At 69.1% G+C, this 19,751-nt stretch carries 14 protein-coding genes; 12 read left to right on the forward strand and 2 right to left on the reverse strand.

Going from position 1 to position 19,751, the window contains the following annotated elements:
- Positions 1–10 precede the first annotated feature (10 nt).
- From ACIA8E_RS25190 to sbnA, 9 genes are all read left to right on the forward strand, one after another.
- A complete protein-coding gene (locus ACIA8E_RS25190; protein ID WP_399301579.1) occupies positions 11–1,774 on the forward strand; it encodes an FAD-dependent oxidoreductase in 1,764 nt (587 codons plus the stop codon).
- Between the two features lie 89 nt (positions 1,775–1,863).
- Positions 1,864–2,646 carry a CoA transferase subunit A gene (locus ACIA8E_RS25195; RefSeq protein ID WP_399301580.1) on the forward strand — a complete coding sequence of 261 codons (783 nt, stop codon included), beginning with the start codon at positions 1,864–1,866 and terminating at the stop codon, positions 2,644–2,646.
- Positions 2,646–3,290 carry a CoA transferase subunit B gene (locus ACIA8E_RS25200; RefSeq protein ID WP_399301581.1) on the forward strand — a complete coding sequence of 215 codons (645 nt, stop codon included), beginning with the start codon at positions 2,646–2,648 and terminating at the stop codon, positions 3,288–3,290. Before ACIA8E_RS25195 ends, ACIA8E_RS25200 begins: the two co-directional genes overlap by 1 nt.
- 112 nt (positions 3,291–3,402) lie before the next feature.
- Positions 3,403–4,593, forward strand: coding sequence for a thiolase family protein (locus ACIA8E_RS25205; RefSeq protein ID WP_399301582.1), 1,191 nt, complete (start codon positions 3,403–3,405; stop codon positions 4,591–4,593).
- A 544-nt stretch (positions 4,594–5,137) separates the two neighbouring features.
- A complete protein-coding gene (locus ACIA8E_RS25210; protein WP_399301583.1) occupies positions 5,138–7,672 on the forward strand; it encodes a Pls/PosA family non-ribosomal peptide synthetase in 2,535 nt (844 codons plus the stop codon).
- Positions 7,673–7,734: 62 nt separating this feature from the next.
- Entirely contained in the window at positions 7,735–10,989 is a 3,255-nt protein-coding gene (locus tag ACIA8E_RS25215; protein ID WP_399301584.1) for an amino acid adenylation domain-containing protein, read from the forward strand.
- A gap of 23 nt (positions 10,990–11,012) precedes the next feature.
- Entirely contained in the window at positions 11,013–12,017 is a 1,005-nt protein-coding gene (locus tag ACIA8E_RS25220; protein WP_399301585.1) for a TauD/TfdA family dioxygenase, read from the forward strand.
- Entirely contained in the window at positions 12,014–13,084 is a 1,071-nt protein-coding gene (sbnB, locus tag ACIA8E_RS25225) for a 2,3-diaminopropionate biosynthesis protein SbnB (protein WP_399301586.1), read from the forward strand. The genes ACIA8E_RS25220 and sbnB overlap by 4 nt, the downstream gene beginning before the upstream one ends.
- A 211-nt stretch (positions 13,085–13,295) precedes the next feature.
- Positions 13,296–14,378, forward strand: a complete 1,083-nt coding sequence (sbnA, locus tag ACIA8E_RS25230; RefSeq protein WP_399301587.1) for a 2,3-diaminopropionate biosynthesis protein SbnA — start codon at positions 13,296–13,298, stop codon at positions 14,376–14,378.
- A 348-nt stretch (positions 14,379–14,726) separates the two neighbouring features.
- Here the strand turns inward: sbnA and ACIA8E_RS25235 are convergent, their stop codons facing one another.
- Complete coding sequence (locus tag ACIA8E_RS25235) at positions 14,727–16,151, reverse strand: ATP-binding protein (RefSeq protein WP_399301588.1); 1,425 nt, start codon at positions 16,149–16,151, stop codon at positions 14,727–14,729.
- On the reverse strand, positions 16,148–16,882 hold the full coding sequence (locus ACIA8E_RS25240) for a response regulator transcription factor (RefSeq protein ID WP_399301589.1): 735 nt from the start codon (positions 16,880–16,882) through the stop codon (positions 16,148–16,150). The genes ACIA8E_RS25235 and ACIA8E_RS25240 overlap by 4 nt, the downstream gene beginning before the upstream one ends.
- A gap of 170 nt (positions 16,883–17,052) precedes the next feature.
- On the opposite strand from ACIA8E_RS25240, the gene ACIA8E_RS25245 reads away from it, so the two are divergent.
- The 3 genes from ACIA8E_RS25245 to ACIA8E_RS25255 are packed head-to-tail and all read left to right on the forward strand — an operon-like array spanning position 17,053 to position 19,629.
- On the forward strand, positions 17,053–18,414 hold the full coding sequence (locus tag ACIA8E_RS25245; protein ID WP_399301590.1) for a ferric reductase-like transmembrane domain-containing protein: 1,362 nt from the start codon (positions 17,053–17,055) through the stop codon (positions 18,412–18,414).
- Positions 18,415–18,425: 11 nt separating this feature from the next.
- The gene (locus ACIA8E_RS25250; protein WP_399301591.1) at positions 18,426–18,869 is read left to right on the forward strand and encodes an FMN-binding protein; all 444 of its coding nucleotides are present in this window, start codon (positions 18,426–18,428) and stop codon (positions 18,867–18,869) included.
- On the forward strand, positions 18,862–19,629 hold the full coding sequence (locus tag ACIA8E_RS25255; protein ID WP_399301592.1) for an FAD:protein FMN transferase: 768 nt from the start codon (positions 18,862–18,864) through the stop codon (positions 19,627–19,629). The genes ACIA8E_RS25250 and ACIA8E_RS25255 overlap by 8 nt, the downstream gene beginning before the upstream one ends.
- Positions 19,630–19,751 lie beyond the last annotated feature (122 nt).

Here is a 19,751-nt window from a genome sequence, read left to right on the forward strand (position 1 = left end):
GAGCAGTCCCATGGAATCGACCCACTCCTACGACACCGACGTCCTTGTGGTCGGCAGCGGCCCCGCCGGCGGCTCCGCGGCCCTGCTTCTGGCCACGTACGGCATCCGCACCCTGCTGGTCACCAAGTACGGCTGGCTGGCCAACACCCCCCGCGCGCACATCACCAATCAGCGCACCATGGAGGTGCTGCGCGACCTCGGCGTCGACGCCGAAGCCACCGCGGCCGGAAGCCCAGCCGAACTCATGGGCGACACCGTCCTGTGCACCGCCCTGGCCGGCGAGGAGATCGGCCGGATCCGCAGCTGGGGCACCGGCCCGCACGCGGCGACCGAGTACGGCGCCGCCAGCCCCGTGCAGATGATCGACCTTCCGCAGACCTATCTGGAACCGATCCTGGTGAAGAACGCCGCGGAGCGGGGCGCCAAGGTTCGTTTCGACACCGAGTTCCTCAGCCTGGAACAGGACGCCGACGGAGTGACCGCACGGCTCCGGGACCGGCTGCGCGGAGACGAGTTCACCGTGCGCGCCCGCTATCTGATCGGCGCGGACGGCGGCCGCAGCAGTGTGGCCGAGCAGATCGGGCTGCCGATCGCCGGGCAGAGCGGCAAGGCCGGCAGCATGAACATCACCTTCAAGGCCGATCTCTCCCGGCACGTGGCCCACCGCCCGAGCGTTCTGTACTGGGTGATGCGTCCCGGCGCCCACATGGGCGGCATCGGCATGGGCCTGGTGCGCATGGTGCGGCCATGGAACGAATGGCTGCTGGTGTGGGGATACGACATCGACCAGCCCCCGCCCGCGATGGACGAAGCAACCGCCCGGGACATCGTCCACGACCTCATCGGCGACCGGGACATCCCCGTCGAGATCACGTCGAGCTCGCTGTGGACGGTCAACCACAGCTACGCCACGACCTACTCGGCCGGGCGCGTGTTCTGCGCCGGGGACGCGGTGCACCGGCATCCGCCGTCCAACGGCCTCGGTTCCAACACCTCGATCCAGGACTCGTACAACCTGGCCTGGAAGCTCGCCATGGTCATCCGCGGTCAGGCCGGGCCCGGGCTGCTGGACTCGTACACCGCCGAGCGGGCGCCGGTCGGCAAGCAGATCGTCGACCGCGCCAACCTCAGCCGCGACCAGTTCGGCCCGATCTTCCAGGCGCTCGGACTCGACGAGTACAGCGAGGAGGACGACATCGCGGGCGGCCTCGCCGCATGCCGCAGCGAGACGGCCGACGGCACCAAGCGGCGGCAGGCGCTGGAAGAGGCCATCCAGCTGAAGAACTACGAGTTCAACGCCCACGGCGTCGAGATGAACCAGCGTTACGTCTCTCCCGCGGTCGTCCCGGACGGCGACGCCGACGAGGTGTGGGCACGGGATCCGGAGCTGTTCCACCAGCCCTCGACCCGGCCCGGTGCGAAACTGCCGCACGCCTGGCTCGTCGACGGCGACGGCAACCGGCTGTCCACGCTGGACATCGTCGGCAAGGGCACCTTCACCGTGCTGACCGGGCTGTCCGGTGGCATGTGGGAGGCCGCGGCGGCCGAATGCGGGGACACCCTGGGAATTCCGCTGACGTGCGTGCGCATCGGCTCCGAGAACAGCCGCGACGCCTACGGCGAGTGGCGCCGGGCATCGGGGACGGCCGAGGACGGTTGCCTGCTCGTCCGCCCGGACGGACACATCGCCTGGCGGTCCTCCCGGGCACCGCAGGCCGGCTCCGCAGCCCGCGCCGAGCTGCTCGGCGCGTTGAGGGCCGTGCTCCAGTGCTGACGGCACGGCACAGGCCCCACACAGGATCACACGAACCGAGGATGACGCCGGTCCGGCGGTCCGCCGGACCCGAACGGAGTGCAGTGCACATGGACAAGGTGGTCGCCACCGCCGAGGAGGCGCTGACCGGCGTCATGGACGGAGCATCGTTGGCCGTGGGCGGCTTCGGCCTCAGCGGTGTTCCCGACGTGCTGATCCAGGCGCTGTACGCGACCGGCGCGAGCGGGCTCAGCGTGGTGTCGAACAACTGCGGCGTGGACGGCGGCGGCCTCGGCATCCTCCTCGCCGCGAGTCGCATCGCCCGTGTCACCGGCTCCTACGTCGGCGACAACAAGGAGTTCGCCCGCCAGTACCTCTCGGGGGAACTGCTGGTCGAGCTGACGCCGCAGGGCACGCTCGCCGAGCGCCTGCGAGCCGGCGGCTGCGGCATCCCCGCCTTCTTCACCCCTGCCGGGGTCGGCACCCAGGTCGCCGACGGCGGCCTGCCCTGGCGCTACGCACCCGACGGCACCGTGGCAGTCGCCTCACCGCCCAAGGAAATACGCGAGTTCGACGGCCGTCGTCACGTGCTCGAGCACGGCATCACCACCGACTTCGCACTCGTCCGCGCCGCCAAGGGCGACCGTCACGGCAATCTCGTCTTCCACCGCTCGGCCCGCAACTTCAACCCGCTCGCCGCCATGGCCGGCCGCGTCACCGTCGCCGAAGTGGAGCGGCTGGTCGAGCCCGGCGAGCTGGACCCGGACGAGATCCATCTCCCCGGCGTCTTCGTCCAGCGGGTGGTCGAACTGACGCCGGAGCAGGCCGAGGACAAGCAGATCGAACGGCGCACTGTGTCCGCGCCTCCGGTACGAGGGACGGTGCGGCGCTGATGGCTTGGACCAGGGACGGGATGGCTGCACGCGCGGCCGCCGAGATCCAGGACGGCGATTACGTGAACCTCGGCATCGGACTGCCCACGCTGGTGCCCGAGCACATCGCCGAAGGGGTGCACGTGGTGCTTCAGTCGGAGAACGGCATCCTCGGCGTCGGCCCGTACCCCGCCGACGCGGATGTGGACCCGGATCTCATCAACGCGGGCAAGGAGACGGTCACGGTGCTGCCGGGCGCGAGCTTCTTCGACTCGTCACTGTCCTTCGGGATGATCCGGGGCGGTCACATCGACGCCGCGATTCTGGGGGCCATGCAGGTCTCCGCCGCCGGAGACCTCGCCAACTGGATGATCCCGGGCAAGATGGTGAAGGGCATGGGCGGTGCGATGGATCTCATCCACGGCGCCCGGCGGGTGATCGTCGTGATGGACCACTGCGCCAAGGACGGCAGCCCGAAGGTCGTCGAGGCCTGCACCCTGCCCCTGACCGGCAGGGCATGCATCGACCGCATCATCACCGACCTCGGCGTCCTGGACGTCACCGAGGACGGTCTCGTTCTCGTCGAAACGGCTCCCGGCGTCAGCACGGACGACGTCGTCAGCCGTACCGCCGCGCGCGTACGAGTGCCCGACACCATCGGCTGACCGCGGTCGCCCCGTCCCCCTGATCGCCCGTCGGCCGAGGCTCCTGGACAGCGCCCGGACCGGCGGGCCGGCATCACACCCCCCACATCACTCTCCACCACAAGGAGTCCCGATGAACGAGTACCTGCGGGACGTCTACGTCGTCGACGCCGTCCGTACCCCGATCGGCCGCTACGGCGGGGCGCTGTCCTCGGTGCGCCCCGACGACCTCGCCGCCGGCGTGCTGCGTGGTCTGCTCGACCGTAGCCCCGCCCTGGACCCGGGCCTCATCGGCGACGTGCTTCTCGGGAACTCCAACGGCGCCGGGGAGGAGAACCGCGATGTCGCCCGCATGGCGGTACTGCTGGCCGGCCTGCCCGTCACGGTCCCCGGAGCCACCGTCAACCGGCTGTGCGGCTCGGGGATGGAGGCCGTCGTCCAGGCCGCCCGTGCAGTGGCGCTCGGCGATGCCTCCATCGTGGTGGCAGGCGGCGTGGAGTCCATGAGCCGCGCCCCGTGGGTGTTGCCCAAACCGGAACGGGCCTTCCCGGCAGGCAACCAGCAGCTGTACTCCACCACCCTGGGCTGGAGGATGATCAACCCGCGCATGCCCGAGGAATGGACCATCCCGCTCGGCGAGAGTGCCGAGCTGATCGCCGACAGGTACGGAATCACCCGCGAGGCTCAGGACGTGTTCGCGCTCGCCAGTCACCAGAAGGCCTCGCGGGCGTGGAAGGACGGTGCCTACGAAGCCGAGGTGGTTCCCGTCGACGGTGTCGACCTGGCCCGCGACGAGGGAATCCGGGACGACACGTCTCTCGATGCGCTGGCCCGCCTCAAGCCCGTCTTCCGTGAGGGAGGTACGGTCACGGCCGGCAACGCCTCGCCCCTCAACGACGGCGCGGCAGCCCTGCTGCTGGCCGACGAGGCCGGGCTGGCCGAGATCGGTCGTGAGCCGCTGGCCAGGATCCGGGCCGGCGCCGTGACCGGCATCGAGCCGCAGTACTTCGGTCTGGGCCCGGTCGATGCCATCCGCAAGGCCCTGACGAAGGCCGGGCGCGACTTCGGCGACCTGCACACCGTCGAGCTCAACGAGGCCTACGCCGCCCAGGCGTTGGGCTGCCTCGCGGCCCTGCCCGACCTCGACTCCGACATCCTCAACACGAGGGGTGGAGCCATCGCCCTCGGACATCCCCTCGGCGCCTCCGGCGCCCGCATCGCCGGAGCAGTCGCCCACCAGCTCGCCGAAGCGGGCTCGGGCACGGGTCTGGCCGCGCTGTGCATAGGTGTCGGGCAGGGCCAGGCCCTTGTCCTGGAGCGCTGAGTCGAGGCCTGTCGGCGACCCGCGGAATGTCGGTGGCCGGGGCGCGGTGGGCACCCAGGTGAGGGCCGCGGTGGCGAGGTTGTCACCCCCGGATGGCCGTACCTCATTGGATCGAGTCACATGGTTTCGGCCGGGTGTACCACCGCGCCACCACTGAGAAGCGTGTGGGCGTCGCACCGCCGTATCAAAGCTGCGGCCTCTCGGGTGCCGTCACCACCCCGCGGCGCTCAGCCAATTGGCTGTCACGTGCCCCCGGCGCAGCTCCCTCCCGGGTCAGGCACACGCCACTCGCATGCAGTAGGGCAAGACCCATGCGCAGCTCATCCATGGTCCCGCCGGTCGGGACCGTGGATGAAGAATGGACCGGGCAGTTCGAGTGGCAGCCCGACGGTGGTCGGCTGAGACTGAGGCAACGGTTCTGGAACCGGACAACAGATCCCGGCCTCATGACTTCCGGACCACTCGGTCCGGCCAGAGAAAAATGCGCGTACAGGGCTCCGACCGTCATGGCCGACGATTCTCGAAAGTTCCTCAAGGAGCTCGCATGGAGGAGAAATCCCTCGAAGTCCTGACCCCCGGGCCGAATGAAACTGCGATCGACAAGTGCACGTACACCGACCCGGAGACCGGCATCGAGAGAGATCTCGCCGAGGTGCTGGCCGACGTCATGTGCGTCGAACGGGTATCGGTCGACAGCCACTTCTTCGATGACCTCGGCGCCAACTCGTTGGTGATGGCCCATTTCTGCGCGCGGGTCCGGAAGCGTGCGGACCTCCCCTCGGCGTCGATGAAGGATATCTACCGGAATCCGACGATCCGAAGCCTGGCGACGGGGCTCGCCGAAGCCGTGCCCGTCCCTGTCGAGTCGTCGGTACCGGCGTCGACCGAGGTGGTGACCCCGGCCGGCACGGTGCAGTACGCCCTCTGCGGAACGCTGCAGTTCCTGCTTTTCCTGGGATATTCATTCCTCGCCGGACTTGTTGCCGACCTGGGCTATGCATGGGTCTCCGCCGGCTCGGATGTGATCGACATCTACCTGCGATCGTTCGTCTTCGGCGGCGCCGGCTTCATCGGTCTGTGCACCTTCCCGATCGCGGCCAAATGGCTCCTCATCGGCCGGTGGAAATCGCGTGAGTTCCCGGTCTGGGGTCTGACGTATCTGCGTTTCTGGACCGTCAAGGTACTGATCCACGCCAACCCGATGATCTTCTTCGTCGGCAATCCCCTGTACGTGCTGTACCTGCGGGCCCTGGGCGCACGGATCGGCAAGGGGGTCACGATCCTCTCCCGCAACGTTCCGGTCTGCCCCGACCTGCTCACGATCGGCGCCGGCACGGTGATCCGCAAGGACTCGTTCTTCCTCTGCTACCGGGCGCACGCCGGCCGCATCCAGACCGGCCGCGTCACCCTGGGCCGGGACGTGTTCATCGGCGAGAAGACCGTCCTCGACATCGACACATCGATGGGTGACGGGGCCCAGCTCGGCCACACGTCCACGCTGTACAGCGGCCAGGCGGTCCCGGGCGGTCAGCGCTGGCACGGATCCCCGGCCCAGCCCACGCAGCACGACTACCTGAGGATCGGGCCGGCCAGGTGCAGCACGCTGCGCCGGGCGGGCTTCGGCCTCGTCACCGTCCTTCAGCTGTTCTTCCTCTACGTACCGCTGACTGTCGGGGGCGCGTACATGCTGGTGACCCTGGTTCCGGCGCTGCACAACCGGCTGGGCCCGGGCACGATGGGGTTCACATCGACGAATCTCTACGTCGACGCGCTGATCCTTTCCCTGGTGTTGTTCTTCGGCTTCGTCGTCGTGGGTCTGGCCGTATTGTTCACCGTTCCGCGCCTGCTGAACCTGGTCGTCAAGCCGGACAAGGTCTATCCGCTGTACGGGTTTCACTACTCGGCGCACCGGGCGATCGGGCGCATGACCAACATCAAGTTCTTCAAATGGCTGTTCGGTGACAGCTCCTACATCGTCCATTATCTGCGCGGCCTCGGGTACGACTTGTCCCGGGTCGAGCAGACCGGGTCGAACTTCGGCACGGAAGTGCAGCACGAGACCCCGTATCTGTGCTCTGTCGGCAGCGGGACGATGGTCGCTGACGGGCTCTCCATCGTGAACGCCGACTTCTCGAGCACGTCCTTCCGGGTGTCCCGGGCCTCGATCGGGCCATACAACTTTCTCGGTAACAACATCGCCTTTCCCTCAGGGGCCAGAACGGGCGAGAACTGTCTCCTTGCGACGAAGGTGATGGTTCCGCTCGACGGCGAGGTGCGCGAGGGTGTGGGCCTGCTCGGCTCGCCGTGCTTCGAGATTCCCCGCTCGGTCGAGCGCGACTCCCGGTTCGACCACCTTCGGACCGGCGACGAGTTGCGCCGCAGCCTCGCTGCGAAGAACCGCTACAACATCCGCTCGATGGTGTTCTTCCTGCTCGTGCGGTGGCTGCACTTCTTCGTGCTCACGATGCTCGGCCTGGCGAACGCCGAACTGTACGACGCCTACGGGCATGTGCTGATCGCTGTGTTCCTGGTGTTCGGTCTTGGGTTCACCGCTGTCTACTTCGTACTGGTCGAACGCGGTATCGCGGCATTCCGCGTGCTGCGACCGCAGTTGTGTTCCATCTACGACCCGTACTTCTGGTGGCACGAGCGCCTCTGGAAGGTGCCCGACACGTACCTCAACGTCTTCAACGGCACCCCGTTCAAGAACGTGATCTGGCGGATGCTGGGTGTTCGGCTCGGCAGCAGGGTCTTCGATGACGGCTGCTATCTGACGGAGCGGACGCTCACCACCATCGGGAGCGACTGCACGCTCAACGCGGGAAGCAAGATCCAGTGCCACTCGCAGGAGGACGGCACCTTCAAGTCCGATCGCAGCACCATCGCCGCCGGCTGCACCCTCGGTGTGGGAGCCCACGTCCACTACGGCGTGACGATGGGCGACGGCGCGGTACTCGCCCCCGACTCCTTTCTCATGAAAGGCGAGGAAGTCCCACAGCACGCACGCTGGGGAGGAAACCCGGCCACGGAGATGCGAGATGCCCCTCATCAGCCCGAGGCACTGACGCGGAAGGGATAGCAGCGCCGCCCATGTCGGCGCGAACGGCTCGGTGGCGACGGTGAACGGAGAGGGACGACCAGATGGGAAAGCAAGTGCAGGCCGACCGGGAGTTCTGGCGCACCGTGCTCCTCGCCGGTGGATCCACCGCCGTACCGCGGTGGACGCTCGATCCGGTGACGGGCGTCGGCGAACACGAGGCGACGATCCCGGACGACGTCGTGTCAGGGTTGGGCCGATTGGCCAAGGACCTGGCGGTGCCGCTCGACTCCGTGCTGCTGGCCGCGCACGCCAAGGTGCTTGCCGCGCTGTCCGGCGAGCGCGAGGTCGCGACGGGTTACGTCACCGTGGAGGGCGCCCGGCCGCTGCCCTGCCGGCTGACGACCGACCCCGGCTCGTGGCGATCGCTGCTGCTGGACGCCCATCGAGCCGCGTCGGATCTGCTGTTGCACAAGGACTTTCCGGTCGATGAGCTCAGGCGCGAGCTGGGCCTGTCCGAACCGCCGATCGAGACCGTGTTCGATCCGCACGGCTCGGGCGGCGCAATCGCCGGCAACACGGTGCTGTGGGTGGGATTCTCACAACGCGGCGGCCACAACGTGCTGCGGCTGCGGTACCGGACCGAAGCGCTCGACGCGGACTCCGCCGTCAGGATCGCCGGTTATCACCTCACCGCGCTCGCGCTCATCGCCGCCGATCCGGACGCCGAGCACGCGCGGCAGAGCCTGCTCTCCGCCGAGGAACTCCGCTTCCAGCTCGAAGAACTCGCCGGTCCACGCCGGGAGCTGCCGGACCAACGGTTCCACGAGCTGTTCGAGCAGCGGGTGGCGGCTCACCCGGATGCCGTCGCCGCGGTGCACGGGGAGCAGCAGCTGACGTATCGGGAACTCAACGCACGCGCCAACCGGGTGGGACGAGCCCTGCTGGCGCGGGGGCTGCGCCCCGAGGGTGTCGTCGCGGTGGTGACCGAGCGCAACCTGGACTGGATGGCCGCCGTCCTCGCTGTCTTCAAGGCCGGCGGCGTGTACCTGCCCATCGAGCCGCACTTCCCGGCCGATCGCGTCGCGACCATGCTCTCCCGTGCCGCATGCGGACTCGTGCTGACCGAACCCGGGAGCACCTCCACCCTCGACCAGGCCCTCGGCTCGCTGTCCGGGATCCAGAATGTCTTCGTCGGCGCAGCCTACGAGGAGGACCATGCCGACGACGATCTGGGCCTGCGCGTCGCACCGGACCAGCTCGCATACATCTATTTCACCTCCGGCTCCACGGGTGAGCCCAAGGGTGCGATGTGCGAGCACGCGGGCATGCTGAACCACCTCTACGCCAAGATCGACGACCTGGAGATCGGCGAGGGACAGGTGGTCGCCCAGACCGCACCTCAGTGCTTCGACATCTCGCTGTGGCAACTGGTGTCCGGGCTGCTGGTCGGCGGGCGGACCCTGCTGGTGGAGCAGGAGGCGATCCTGGACGTCCAGCTGTTCGTCGACAAGATCGTCGACGGCCGGGTCGCCGTCCTCCAGGTCGTACCCTCCTACCTGGACGTCGTGGTGTCCTGTCTGAAGCAGCACCCCCGCGAGCTGCCGGACCTGCGGTGCGTGTCGGTCACCGGCGAGGCCCTGAAGAAGGAGCTCGCGCAGCGCTGGTTCGCCGCCCAGCCCGGGATCAAGCTGGTCAACGCCTACGGGCTGACCGAGACCTCGGACGACACCAACCACGAGGTCATGGACCGCGTGCCCGACGGGGACCGGATCCTGCTGGGTCCCGCGGTCAACAACGTGCACGTGTATGTCGTCGACGAGCACCTGACCCCGGTGCCGCTCGGCGCCCCCGGTCTGATCGTCTTCTCCGGCGTCTGCGTCGGTCGCGGATACGTCAACGACCCCGAGCGCACCCGGCAGGCCTACCTGACCGATCCGCACCGTAAGGGTGCCCGGCTCTACCGGGGCGGCGACTACGGCCGCTGGCAGCCCGGCGGCAAGCTGGAGTTCCTCGGCCGCCGGGACAACCAGGTGAAGATTCGTGGCTTCCGGATCGAGATCGGCGAGATCGAGAACACCCTGCTGCGGGTCCCCGGTGTTCGCGACGGTGCGGTGGTGGTCACCGAGCGGGCCGACCGGAGCAAGCACCTGGTGGCGTTCTACTCCGGTCGGCGGCAACTCGAGGTCGGCGTCCTGCTGGACCGGCTCGGTGAGTCGCTGCCCGAGTACATGGTGCCGTCGGCCTTCCACTGGCGCGAAAGTCTGCCGCTGACGGCCAACAGCAAGATCGACAGGAAGACTCTGCGGGCGCTCGCCGGAGAACTCGGCGCCGTCCAGGACGAGTACCGCGCGCCCACCACGCCGACCGAACAGCAACTGGCGGCCGCATGGGCGAAGGTGCTCGGCATCCCGGAGAACCAGATCGGACGGCGGGACCACTTCTTCGACCGGGGCGGCACGTCGCTGTCGGCGGTGAAGCTGGCGATCACCCTGGACCGTGCGGTGTCCCTCAAGGACGTCACCCGTCACCCGGTCCTTGCCGATCTGGCCGGGCTGGTCGACGGCAGGTCCGAGCGGCGCTCCGGGCTGCTTCAGTCACTGTCGGAATCGGACGGTACGCAGCCCGCTGCCCTGGTGTGCTTCCCTTACGCAGGCGGCAACGCGGTGAACTTCCAGCCGATGGCCAGGGCACTGTCGGCCGGCGGCCCGGCGGTCCACGCCGTCGAGCTGCCCGGTCACGACGTGGCTGCCGAGAGCGAGCCGTTCGCGCCGATGGCACAGGTGGTCGAGCAGGTCGTCGTCGAGATCATCCGGCATGGCCTGACCAAGGTCCTGCTGTGGGGCCATTCCTCGGGCACCGCGTTGGCCGTGGAGACAGCCAGAAAGCTGCAGGAGCGCGGGGTGGACGTCCAGCGGGTGTTCCTCGGCGCGCAGCTGCTCGGCAGCGCCGCCGACCGGCGCGCCACCATCACAGAGCTGACCGGGCGAAGCGACGCCGAGATCGCCGCGAGGCTGACCGCGGACGGCGGGTACACCGAGCTCGGCGAGCTGGATGCGCGGCACGCCGAGCACATCGGTGCCGCCTACCGGCACGACTGCGTGTCCGCACACCACTATTTCGCCGACGCCCTGGACAGCCCACCGGCGCTCAAGCTGTCCGCGCCGGTCACCGTGGTCGTTGCCGCCGACGACCCGAGCACAGCGGAGTACCCGCGCCGGTACCGCGACTGGCAGCTCCTGGCCGAGCAGGTCGACCTGCACGAGCTCGCCGACGGAGGCCACTACTTCCTGCGCACCCGACCGACCGAGGCGGCGGAGGCCGTGCTGCGCGCCGCCGATCTGTTCGCTTCTTCCTGAGTGGCAACTGAAAGGACATCGAGATGTCGTCCCTATCCACGGCGTCGCTGGTCGACGTGGAACGTGAACCCGGCAAACTTCCGCTGCTGCGGGCCGAGGCCACCGGTGACGCGCTGAGCTGGGCGGCCGAGCACCGGGACGCGCTGCGCGCTTTCGTCGCCGAGCACGGTTCGGTCCTGGTCCGCGGCCTCGGGCTGCGCGACGCGGCCGGAACCGGCGCCGTCTTCTCGAGGCTGGCCACCGGCCTGATGACCGAGAAGGAGGTCTTCGCACCCCGACGGACCTACTCCGACGGCGTGTACTCCTCATCGAAGTGGCCGCCGAACCAGCCGATGTGCATGCACCACGAACTGAGCTACACGCTTGAGTTCCCCGGCATGATGATGTTCGCCTGTCTCAGCGCGCCCACCGACGGCGGGGCGACCGCGGTGGCCGACTCACCAACCGTGCTCGACGCGCTGCCCGCAGAGTTGACCGAGCGGTTCGAGCGGGAGGGCTGGCTGCTCACCCGCAGTTACAACGACGAGATCGGGGCGACCGTCGCCGAGGCGTTCGGCACCGATGACCGTGCCGCCGTCGAGAGCTACTGCCGCGCCAACGCGATCACGTTCGAGTGGCAGCCCGACGGTGGACTGCGCACCAGACAACGCCGCAGCGCCGTGGTGCGTCACCCGGTCACCGGCCGGCGCTGCTGGTTCAACCAGATCGCGTTCCTCAACGAGTGGACGATGGCCCCCGAGGTGCGCGAGTACCTGATGGACCTCTACGGCGCCGACGGCCTGCCGTTCAACACCCGCTTCGGCAGTGGCGACCCGATCGCCGAGGACGTCGTGCAGCTGCTGAACAGCGTCTACGAGGCCAACACCGCACGCGAGCCGTGGCAGGCCGGCGACCTGATGCTCGTCGACAACATCCGCACCGCGCACAGCAGGGAGCCCTTCGAGGGACCGCGCGAAGTGCTCGTCGCCATGGCCGACCCGGTGCATCTGGGCGACTGCTCGCCGACCGTCGAGGTGACCGCAGGATGACCGCCGTCGCCTCCACCGCAACGGAGTCCGCACTGTCCGCGCCGGTCACCGTGCCACCGTTCGCGGTGATCTCCGGTGCCCAGGTCCAGCGCGCGCTGCACGGACGCGAGAAACGAATCGTGGAGTTGGTCGAGGCCACCTACCGGGTGCACGGCGCCGGTGATTCGGTGAACCCGCCGTCGTACTTCCTGCGATTCCCCGACCGCCCGTCCTCCCGGATCATCGCGCTGCCCGCCTCGATCGGCGGGGAGGTGCGGGTGGACGGCCTGAAGTGGATCTCCAGCTTCCCGGAGAACGTGGCGGCGGGCATCCCGAGGGCCTCGGCCGTGCTGATCCTCAACGACCCTGACACCGGCTACCCGTTCGCCTGTCTGGAAAGCTCGATCATCAGCGCCACCAGGACGGCGGCGTCGGCGGCGTCGGCTGCCGACTGGCTCAGCCGCGACCGGCTCCGCCCGACACGTGTCGGGTTCTTCGGGGTGGGCTTGATCGCCCGCTACATCCACACCTTCCTGGCCGGCACCGGCTGGTCGTTCGACGAGATCGGCGTGCACGACCTGTCCGCCGACAGTGCGGCAGGCTTCCGGTGCTACCTGGAACAGTCGGGCACCACCGGCCGGGTCACCGTGCACGACAGCGCCGAGCAGCTGATCCGACACAGCGACCTGGTGGTCTTCGCAACCGTCGCCGGCCAGCCGCATGTCAGCGACCTGTCATGGTTCGCACACAATCCACTGGTGCTGCACGTGTCGCTGCGCGACCTCGCGCCGGAGATCCTGCTCGCCTCGACCAACATCGTCGATGACGTCGAGCACTGCCTGAAGGCCGACACCTCGCCGCATCTGGCCGAACAGCTCACGGGCAACCGGGACTTCCTGCACGGCACACTGGACGACGTGATGGCCGCGCGCGTGACGGTGCCGACGGACCGGCCGGTGGTGTTCTCGCCCTTCGGCCTCGGGGTGCTCGACCTCGCGGTGGGCAAGGACGTCTACGACGAAGTGGTCCGCAGCGGCGAGTTGCACGTCGTCGACGACTTCTTTCACGAACTGAGCCGGTACGGATGAGCCGGCCCGGAACCCAGGAGGCTTGTGCAGGGCCAGTTCCAGGAGAGATCCCCGGTCAAGTCGCAGCAAGTCAGGACGTACGGAACAGCGGCTGCTGACGCAGGGCCGTCCGGCTCGGTCGGACCCGGGCTCCCGACCGCAAAAAGCGAGAAGCCCGCCCACGGTGGATGGACGTTCCGAAACTGCTCTGCGCCAGATGGAGGAGACCACGGTGCCCGTCATATCCGTTCCCTACGCCTTCAACGAAGAGGAGCTCTATGTCGACCTTCGGTCGACCTTCGGGCACTCGCTCTACCTGAAGTGTGAGGGCTTCAACTTCGCCGGCTCGATCAAGTTGAAGGCCGCCACCGAGATGGTGGAGAACGCTGAGCGAGATGGAGTCCTGACGCCGAAATCGATCCTGGTCGAGTCCTCGTCCGGAAACCTCGGCGTGGCACTGAGCATGATCGCGGCGAGCAAGGGCTACCGGTTCCTGTGCGTGACGGACGCCCGCGGCAACCTCTCGACCAGGTTGATGATGGAGGCGCTGGGCAGCCAGGTGCACGTGATCGCCGACCAGGAGGCCAACGGCGGCTTTCTCGGCGCGCGGATCGAGTACATCCGCGCACTGTGCGCCTCCGACGACCGGTACGTGTGGCTCAGCCAGTACACCAATCCGAGCAACTGGAAGGCGCACTACCGCACGACGGCGCCGGAGATCGCCCGCCAGTTCCCCCGGCTGGACGTGCTGTTCGTCGGGGCCGGCACCACCGGAACCCTGATGGGCTGCGCGCGCTACTTCCGGGAATGGCACCGGCCGGTGCGGATCATCGCGGTGGACAGCGTCGGCAGTGTGTCCTTCGGCGGTTCGCCGGGCCGCAGGATGATTCCCGGCCTGGGGATGAGTATGCGACCGCCGCTGCTCGACGAGTCCTATGTGGACGAGGTGATACGTGTCGAGGAGGCGGACACCATCCGTACCTGTCATCGTCTGGCCAGGCGCGGATTCCTGTTCGGCGGCTCCACCGGCACGGTGGTCAGCGGCGCGACGGACTGGTTGGCCCGGCATGACGCGCGCGAAGTCACCGCGGTGGCGATCGGCCCGGACCTCGGGGAGCGCTATCTCGACACCATTTACCACACCAACTGGCTGCAGGACATTTACGGCGAGGACGTGCTCGACTCCCGCGAGGTGCACGCCGGTTCCTGGGCGGACTCCACCGCGCCGACGGCACGGTGGCGCCGGCGGCTGGACCTGCAGACCGGCGACCGCAACGGCGACCAGCACCATCAGCTGCAGGATCGTAAAACCTGAGCCGCATACGCCCGGCGCACCTGGGTGGACGACACCGTCGTCAGCGGGGCAGCCCGCCGGCCGACGCCGATCTCGCCGCCGTGGCGGCGGGCTGCCTGGCCACAACCCCGTCACGGCGCGGGCAGTGTCGCGATGCGCGTCGGCTGACAGACCCCAGCCCTCGTGATCACCGTGCGGCGCCGCTGTTGCGCCACCCGGACACGCTCACCGACAGCACCGCGACGTCCGCGACCGACGGGAACAGCAGCTCCTTCAGTCGGATCACGATCTCGTCCACGGCCCCGGACGAAACATGATGGGGCAGCTTCCCGGCCCGACCTGTCGGTGCGCCGGCCGGGCCGTACGGTGTCAGTCGGGGAGTGCCAGGCGGAAGGTGGTGTGCCCGGGGCTGCTGGTGACGGTGGCGGTTCCGCCGTGGGCGGTGATGACGGCGTGAACGATGGCAAGGCCCAGACCGGTGCTCCCAGTGCTGCGGGAGCGGGCATGGTCGGCGCGGACGAAACGGCCGAAGACCTCCGGCTGGAGTTCTTCAGGGATGCCTGGACCGTCGTCACTCACGCTCACGGAGACGCCAGTCGGTTCGGCGGCGAGGGTGACGGTCACTTCGGTACCGGGCGGGGTGTGGGTGCGGGCATTGGCAAGGACGTTGCCGATGGCCTGCTGGAGCCGGTGGGCGTCTCCGGTGACGGTGATGGGCTCTTCGGGGAGTTCGAGGAGCCAGCGGTGGTCAGGTCCCGCGGCGCGTGCGTCGTCCGTCGCGTTCAGGATCAGCAGGGTCAGATCGACCGTCTCGTGTTCGAGGGGGCGTCCAGCGTCCAGGCGGGCGAGGAGGAGCAGGTCGTCCACGAGGCAGCTCATACGCTGCGATTCGCTGCCGATACGCTCCAGGGCGTGGCGGATCTCGCCGGGGACGGGGCCGTGATGGCGCAGCGCGAGTTCGGCGTGGCCGCGGATGTTGGCGACGGGGGTGCGCAGTTCGTGGCTGGCGTCGGCGGCGAAGTGCCGGAGCCGCTCCTCGCTGGCCTGACGCCGTAGGAGGGCGTCCTCGACGCGGCCGAGCATGTGGTTGAGGGCGGTGCCGACCTGGCCGACCTCGGTGCGCGGGTCGGTGTCGGGAAGTGGTTCCGGCATGGCGACCTCGCCGCTGGCGAGCGGCAACCCGGCGACCTCCGCTGCCCGGGCGGTCACCCGCTGGAGCGGGCGCAGCGAGATCCGTACCCACAAGGCCCCGGCGGTGCCGGTGACCACGAGGGCGGCGCCGAACAGCACCGCTTCGACCGCTTCGAGACGGTGAACGGTCTCTTCCACCGGGTGCAGGGGCAGGCCGGTGATCAGGATGTCCTGATCGTCGCCGTCAACGGCCGTGATGCGATAGCCCCCCAGTGTGGAGAGGCGGATGCTGTGTCCGCTTCCGTCGACGGGGATCCCCGCCAGGGCGCGGCGATCCGCGGGGGTGAGGTGGAGGGGGCGGTCGGTGGCGTCGTCGACGACGGCGGCCTGGGTGACGGTGCCGTTCAGGAGGCGGGCGCCGAAGGTCGATTCGGCCTGACCGCGCGTGTCGGGACGGTTGTCCGCGTCGGGACTGGCCTCGTGTTCCAGGCTGGCGGCGAACCTGCCGGCGGAGGCGGAGAGCTGTTCGTCGAGGCGCCCCATCAGGAAGCCTCGCAGGGCGAGGGCGGTGGTCATGCCGACGGCGAGGCAGGCGAGGGCGAGCAGGGTGACAAGTCCGGCGGTGAGCTGGCCGCGCAGGGTACGGGGCGGCAGACGCCTCATGGGGAGTCCGGCTTGAGGACGTAGCCGACACCGCGCACCGTGTGGATCATCGGGGTGCGCCCGGCATCGATCTTCTTGCGGAGGTAGCTGATGTAGAGCTCGACGACATGGGCGCGGCCACCGAAGTCGTAAGCCCAGACCCGGTCGAGGATCTGGTCCTTGGACAGCACCCGGCGCGGATTACGCATGAGGAACCGCAGGAGTTCGAACTCGGTCCGCGACAGATTGACCATGGCCCCGCCGCGTCTGACTTCCCTGGCCTCTTCGTCCATGGTCAGGTCTCCTACCGTCAGTCGTTGCACGCCCGGCTCCGCGGTCATCCCGGCCCGCCGGAGGAGCCCCCGCAGCCGGGCCAGGACTTCTTCCAGGCTGTATGGCTTGGTGACATAGTCGTCGCCGCCTGCGGTGATACCGGCGATGCGGTCCTCGACCGCGTCGCGGGCGGTCAGGAACAGCACGCACACGCTGGGTGCCTCGCGCCGAAGGGCCCGCAAGATCTGCAGGCCGTCGAAGTCGGGCAGCATCCAGTCCAGGACCACGGCATCGGGGTGGAAATCACGGGCTGTCACGATCGCGGTCGCGCCGTCGGCGGCGGTGCGGACCTGCCAGCCCTCCCCGGTCATGACCCCGGCCAGCACATCTGTGACGTCGGGTTCGTCATCGACGACGAGGACCCGCACCGGTCCTCCGTCGGGGCGGTGCAGAAGCGAGGTCATGCGCGGCTCGTCCATGGTCCCCTCAGGATCCCCCGGCGCAGGCCACGGCAGGGCCGGCCGTGCCTCTGAATTTCCTCTGAATCGCCGCTGAGGGCGGCCGACAGGGCTGTTTCAGAAGGTACCCAGAAGTTGGGCTGTGAGGCTGGCCGCCCATCACCGGAGCGTGTCTCATCCGGAGGAGCGCCATGACCGCCACATCCACCACCACGTACGCGAGCCGTGGGATGCGCCACCGGCGCCCGCGCCGCAGCGTCGTGCCGATCCTGGCGCCGCTCGTGATCTGGGCCGGCGCCGCCGGGGTGCTCGCCCTGTGGTGGAGCGACACGACCTCGGTGGTCGGCCCGGCGGGCTGGCTCACCGGCGCGGGACGCATCACCGGGCTCCTGGCCGGCTACGCCTGCGCCGTCCTCCTGGCCCTCATGGCCCGCATGCCGCTTCTGGACCACACCATCGGCACGGACCGGCTCGCCCGCTGGCACGCGCTCGGCGGCCGCTGCACCATCTCCCTGGCGCTCGCCCACACCCTGCTGATCATCTGGGGCTACTCCCTGAGCTCCCACACGCAGCTGGTCAGCCAGACCTCCTCGCTCGTCCTGCACTATCCAGACCTCCTCAAAGGCACGGCCGGCTTCCTGCTGTTCCTGGCCACCGGGGTCCTCTCGGCCCGCGCGGCCCGTCGCAGGCTGAGTTACGAGACCTGGCACTACCTGCACTTCGCCACCTACCTGGCCGTTTTCCTCACCTTCGGGCACCAGCTCTCCAACGGAGCCGACTTCGTCGGCAACCGAGCCGCCCAGGCGGCCTGGTACGCGCTGTTCCTCGGCGTCGCGGCGCTGGTCGCCTGGTACCGGTTCGCCGTCCCCGTGCGACGTGGACTGCGCCACCGCCTGCATGTCACCGCGGTCCACCCCGAGGCGCCGGGCGTGGTCTCCGTCCACCTCGCCGGCGAGCACCTGGACGAACTGGGAGGTGAGCCGGGGCAGTTCCTGCGCTGGCGTTTCATGTCCCGCGGGCTGTGGTGGACCGCCAATCCCTACTCACTCTCCGCCCCCGCACACCCCCGCCACCTGCGCATCACGGTCAAGACCGCAGGTGACCACAGTGCCGCGCTCGCCCACCTCGCGACCGGCACCCGGGTGTGGGCCGAGGGCCCGTACGGAAGCTTCACCGCGAACCGGCGCACCGTCCCCAAGGTCCTGCTCCTGGCCGGCGGCGTCGGCATCACTCCCTTGCGCACACTCTTCGAGACCCTGCCAGGGCAGGTAACCCTCGTCTACCGGGCCCGCCACGCCGACGATCTCGCCCTGCGCGGTGAACTCGACGCGATAGCCGCCGGCCGCCGGGCCACCGTGCGCTACATCGTCGACGAACCGGACGGACACTCCGTACCCCTCACCGCCGACGGCCTGAGCGCTCTGGTGCCGGATCTGGCCGCGCACGACGTCTACGTATGCGGGCCACCCGGCATGGCTCAGGCCGCGATCCATGCCCTGCGCCATGCCGGCGTCCCGGCGCGGCGTATCCACCACGAGTCGTTCGCGTTCTGAGGAGAATCACCGTGCGCCGAGCCGTACTCGCCACCACCGGGATCAGCGCCCTCGTCGTCGCGCTGCTCGCCCTCAAACCCCACCAGCTCCCCGCCCTCCCCGGGCCGGCCCCCCGTTCCCCCGCGGCCTCCTCGTCCCCGCACACCCCCGCGAGCGCCGCTCCGGGTGCGTCCACCGGGACAGGCACGTTCACGGGCGATCCCATCGACACCCAGTACGGGACGGTGCAGGTCGCCGCCACCCTCTCCAAGGGAAAGATCACCTCGGTCAAGGTCCTCCAGGCACCGGACCAGAACGGCCGCGACCAGCAGATCGCCGCCTACGCGCTACCCCGCCTCACCCAGGAGGCCATCGGTGCGCAGAGCGCGCACATCGACGCCGTCTCCGGCGCCAGCTACACCAGCCAGGGCTACATCCAGTCCCTGCAGAGTGCACTGGACCAGGCCCATGCCTGACACCGCGCACGGGCTGCGCCACGTCGAGCACGTCATGGGTACCGTCTTCTCCTTCGACATCCGCGACAAGCCGACCACCGCCATCCACCGCGCCCTCGCCGAGGCCGTGCAACACCTCCACCGGGTCGATACCGTGTTCTCCACCTACCGGGCCGACAGCCTCATCAGCCGCCTCGGCCGCGGCGAGATCCACCTGGACGACTGCCCTCCCGAAGTCCACGAAGTCCTGTCCCTCTGTGCACAGGCCACCCACGTCACCGACGGCTGGTTCAGCGTCGTCCCCGCCGGAACCCTCGACCCCTCAGGGCTCGTCAAGGGCTGGGCCGTCGAAGCCGCATCCCAACTCCTCTACGACGCAGGCGCGCACCACACGTGCGTCAACGGCGGCGGCGACCTCCAGCTCCGCGGCCAGGCGAGCCCCGGCACCCCCTGGCGCATCGGCATCGCCCACCCTCTGCTCCCCGGCGAACTCGCCACCGTCGTCACCGCCGACCACGACCTGGCTGTGGCCACCTCCGGTACGGCCGAGCGCGGCGCCCACATCCTCAACCCGCACCACGGCACACCCGCCACTGCACTCGCCTCACTCACACTCATCGGCCGCCGCCTCACGGTGACCGACACCTATGCCACCGCAGCCTTCGCCAGAGGCGACGGCGCACAGGACTGGCTGGAATCACTGGACGGCTACGAAGCTCTCGCCGTGCTGCCCGACGGCCAGGAATGGCGCACACCAGGATTCCGTCGATATGGATCATGAGACACGACACGGACTCATTCCCGACCGCAGGGAACGGTGCGCGCCCCGTCACGCACCTAAGGCGCCGCACGAGCCCAACTCGTCAGCCGAACCGGCGATCCTCCAGACTTTCGATCCCCCCA

It is taken from the genome of Streptomyces sp. NPDC051664 (genome assembly GCF_044453545.1).
Taxonomy (GTDB): Bacteria; Actinomycetota; Actinomycetes; order Streptomycetales; family Streptomycetaceae; genus Streptomyces.

Coding starts and splice junctions, on each gene's coding strand:
- sbnB (WP_399301586.1), top strand. CDS start 12,014: ATGACCGCCGTCGCCTCCACCGCAACGGAGTCCGCACTGTCCGCGCCG.
- ACIA8E_RS25245 (WP_399301590.1), top strand. CDS start 17,053: ATGACCGCCACATCCACCACCACGTACGCGAGCCGTGGGATGCGCCAC.
- ACIA8E_RS25205 (WP_399301582.1), top strand. CDS start 3,403: ATGAACGAGTACCTGCGGGACGTCTACGTCGTCGACGCCGTCCGTACC.
- ACIA8E_RS25255 (WP_399301592.1), top strand. CDS start 18,862: ATGCCTGACACCGCGCACGGGCTGCGCCACGTCGAGCACGTCATGGGT.
- ACIA8E_RS25235 (WP_399301588.1), bottom strand. CDS start 16,151: ATGAGGCGTCTGCCGCCCCGTACCCTGCGCGGCCAGCTCACCGCCGGA.
- ACIA8E_RS25190 (WP_399301579.1), top strand. CDS start 11: ATGGAATCGACCCACTCCTACGACACCGACGTCCTTGTGGTCGGCAGC.
- ACIA8E_RS25240 (WP_399301589.1), bottom strand. CDS start 16,882: ATGGACGAGCCGCGCATGACCTCGCTTCTGCACCGCCCCGACGGAGGA.
- ACIA8E_RS25200 (WP_399301581.1), top strand. CDS start 2,646: ATGGCTTGGACCAGGGACGGGATGGCTGCACGCGCGGCCGCCGAGATC.
- ACIA8E_RS25210 (WP_399301583.1), top strand. CDS start 5,138: ATGGAGGAGAAATCCCTCGAAGTCCTGACCCCCGGGCCGAATGAAACT.
- ACIA8E_RS25215 (WP_399301584.1), top strand. CDS start 7,735: ATGGGAAAGCAAGTGCAGGCCGACCGGGAGTTCTGGCGCACCGTGCTC.
- ACIA8E_RS25195 (WP_399301580.1), top strand. CDS start 1,864: ATGGACAAGGTGGTCGCCACCGCCGAGGAGGCGCTGACCGGCGTCATG.
- ACIA8E_RS25220 (WP_399301585.1), top strand. CDS start 11,013: ATGTCGTCCCTATCCACGGCGTCGCTGGTCGACGTGGAACGTGAACCC.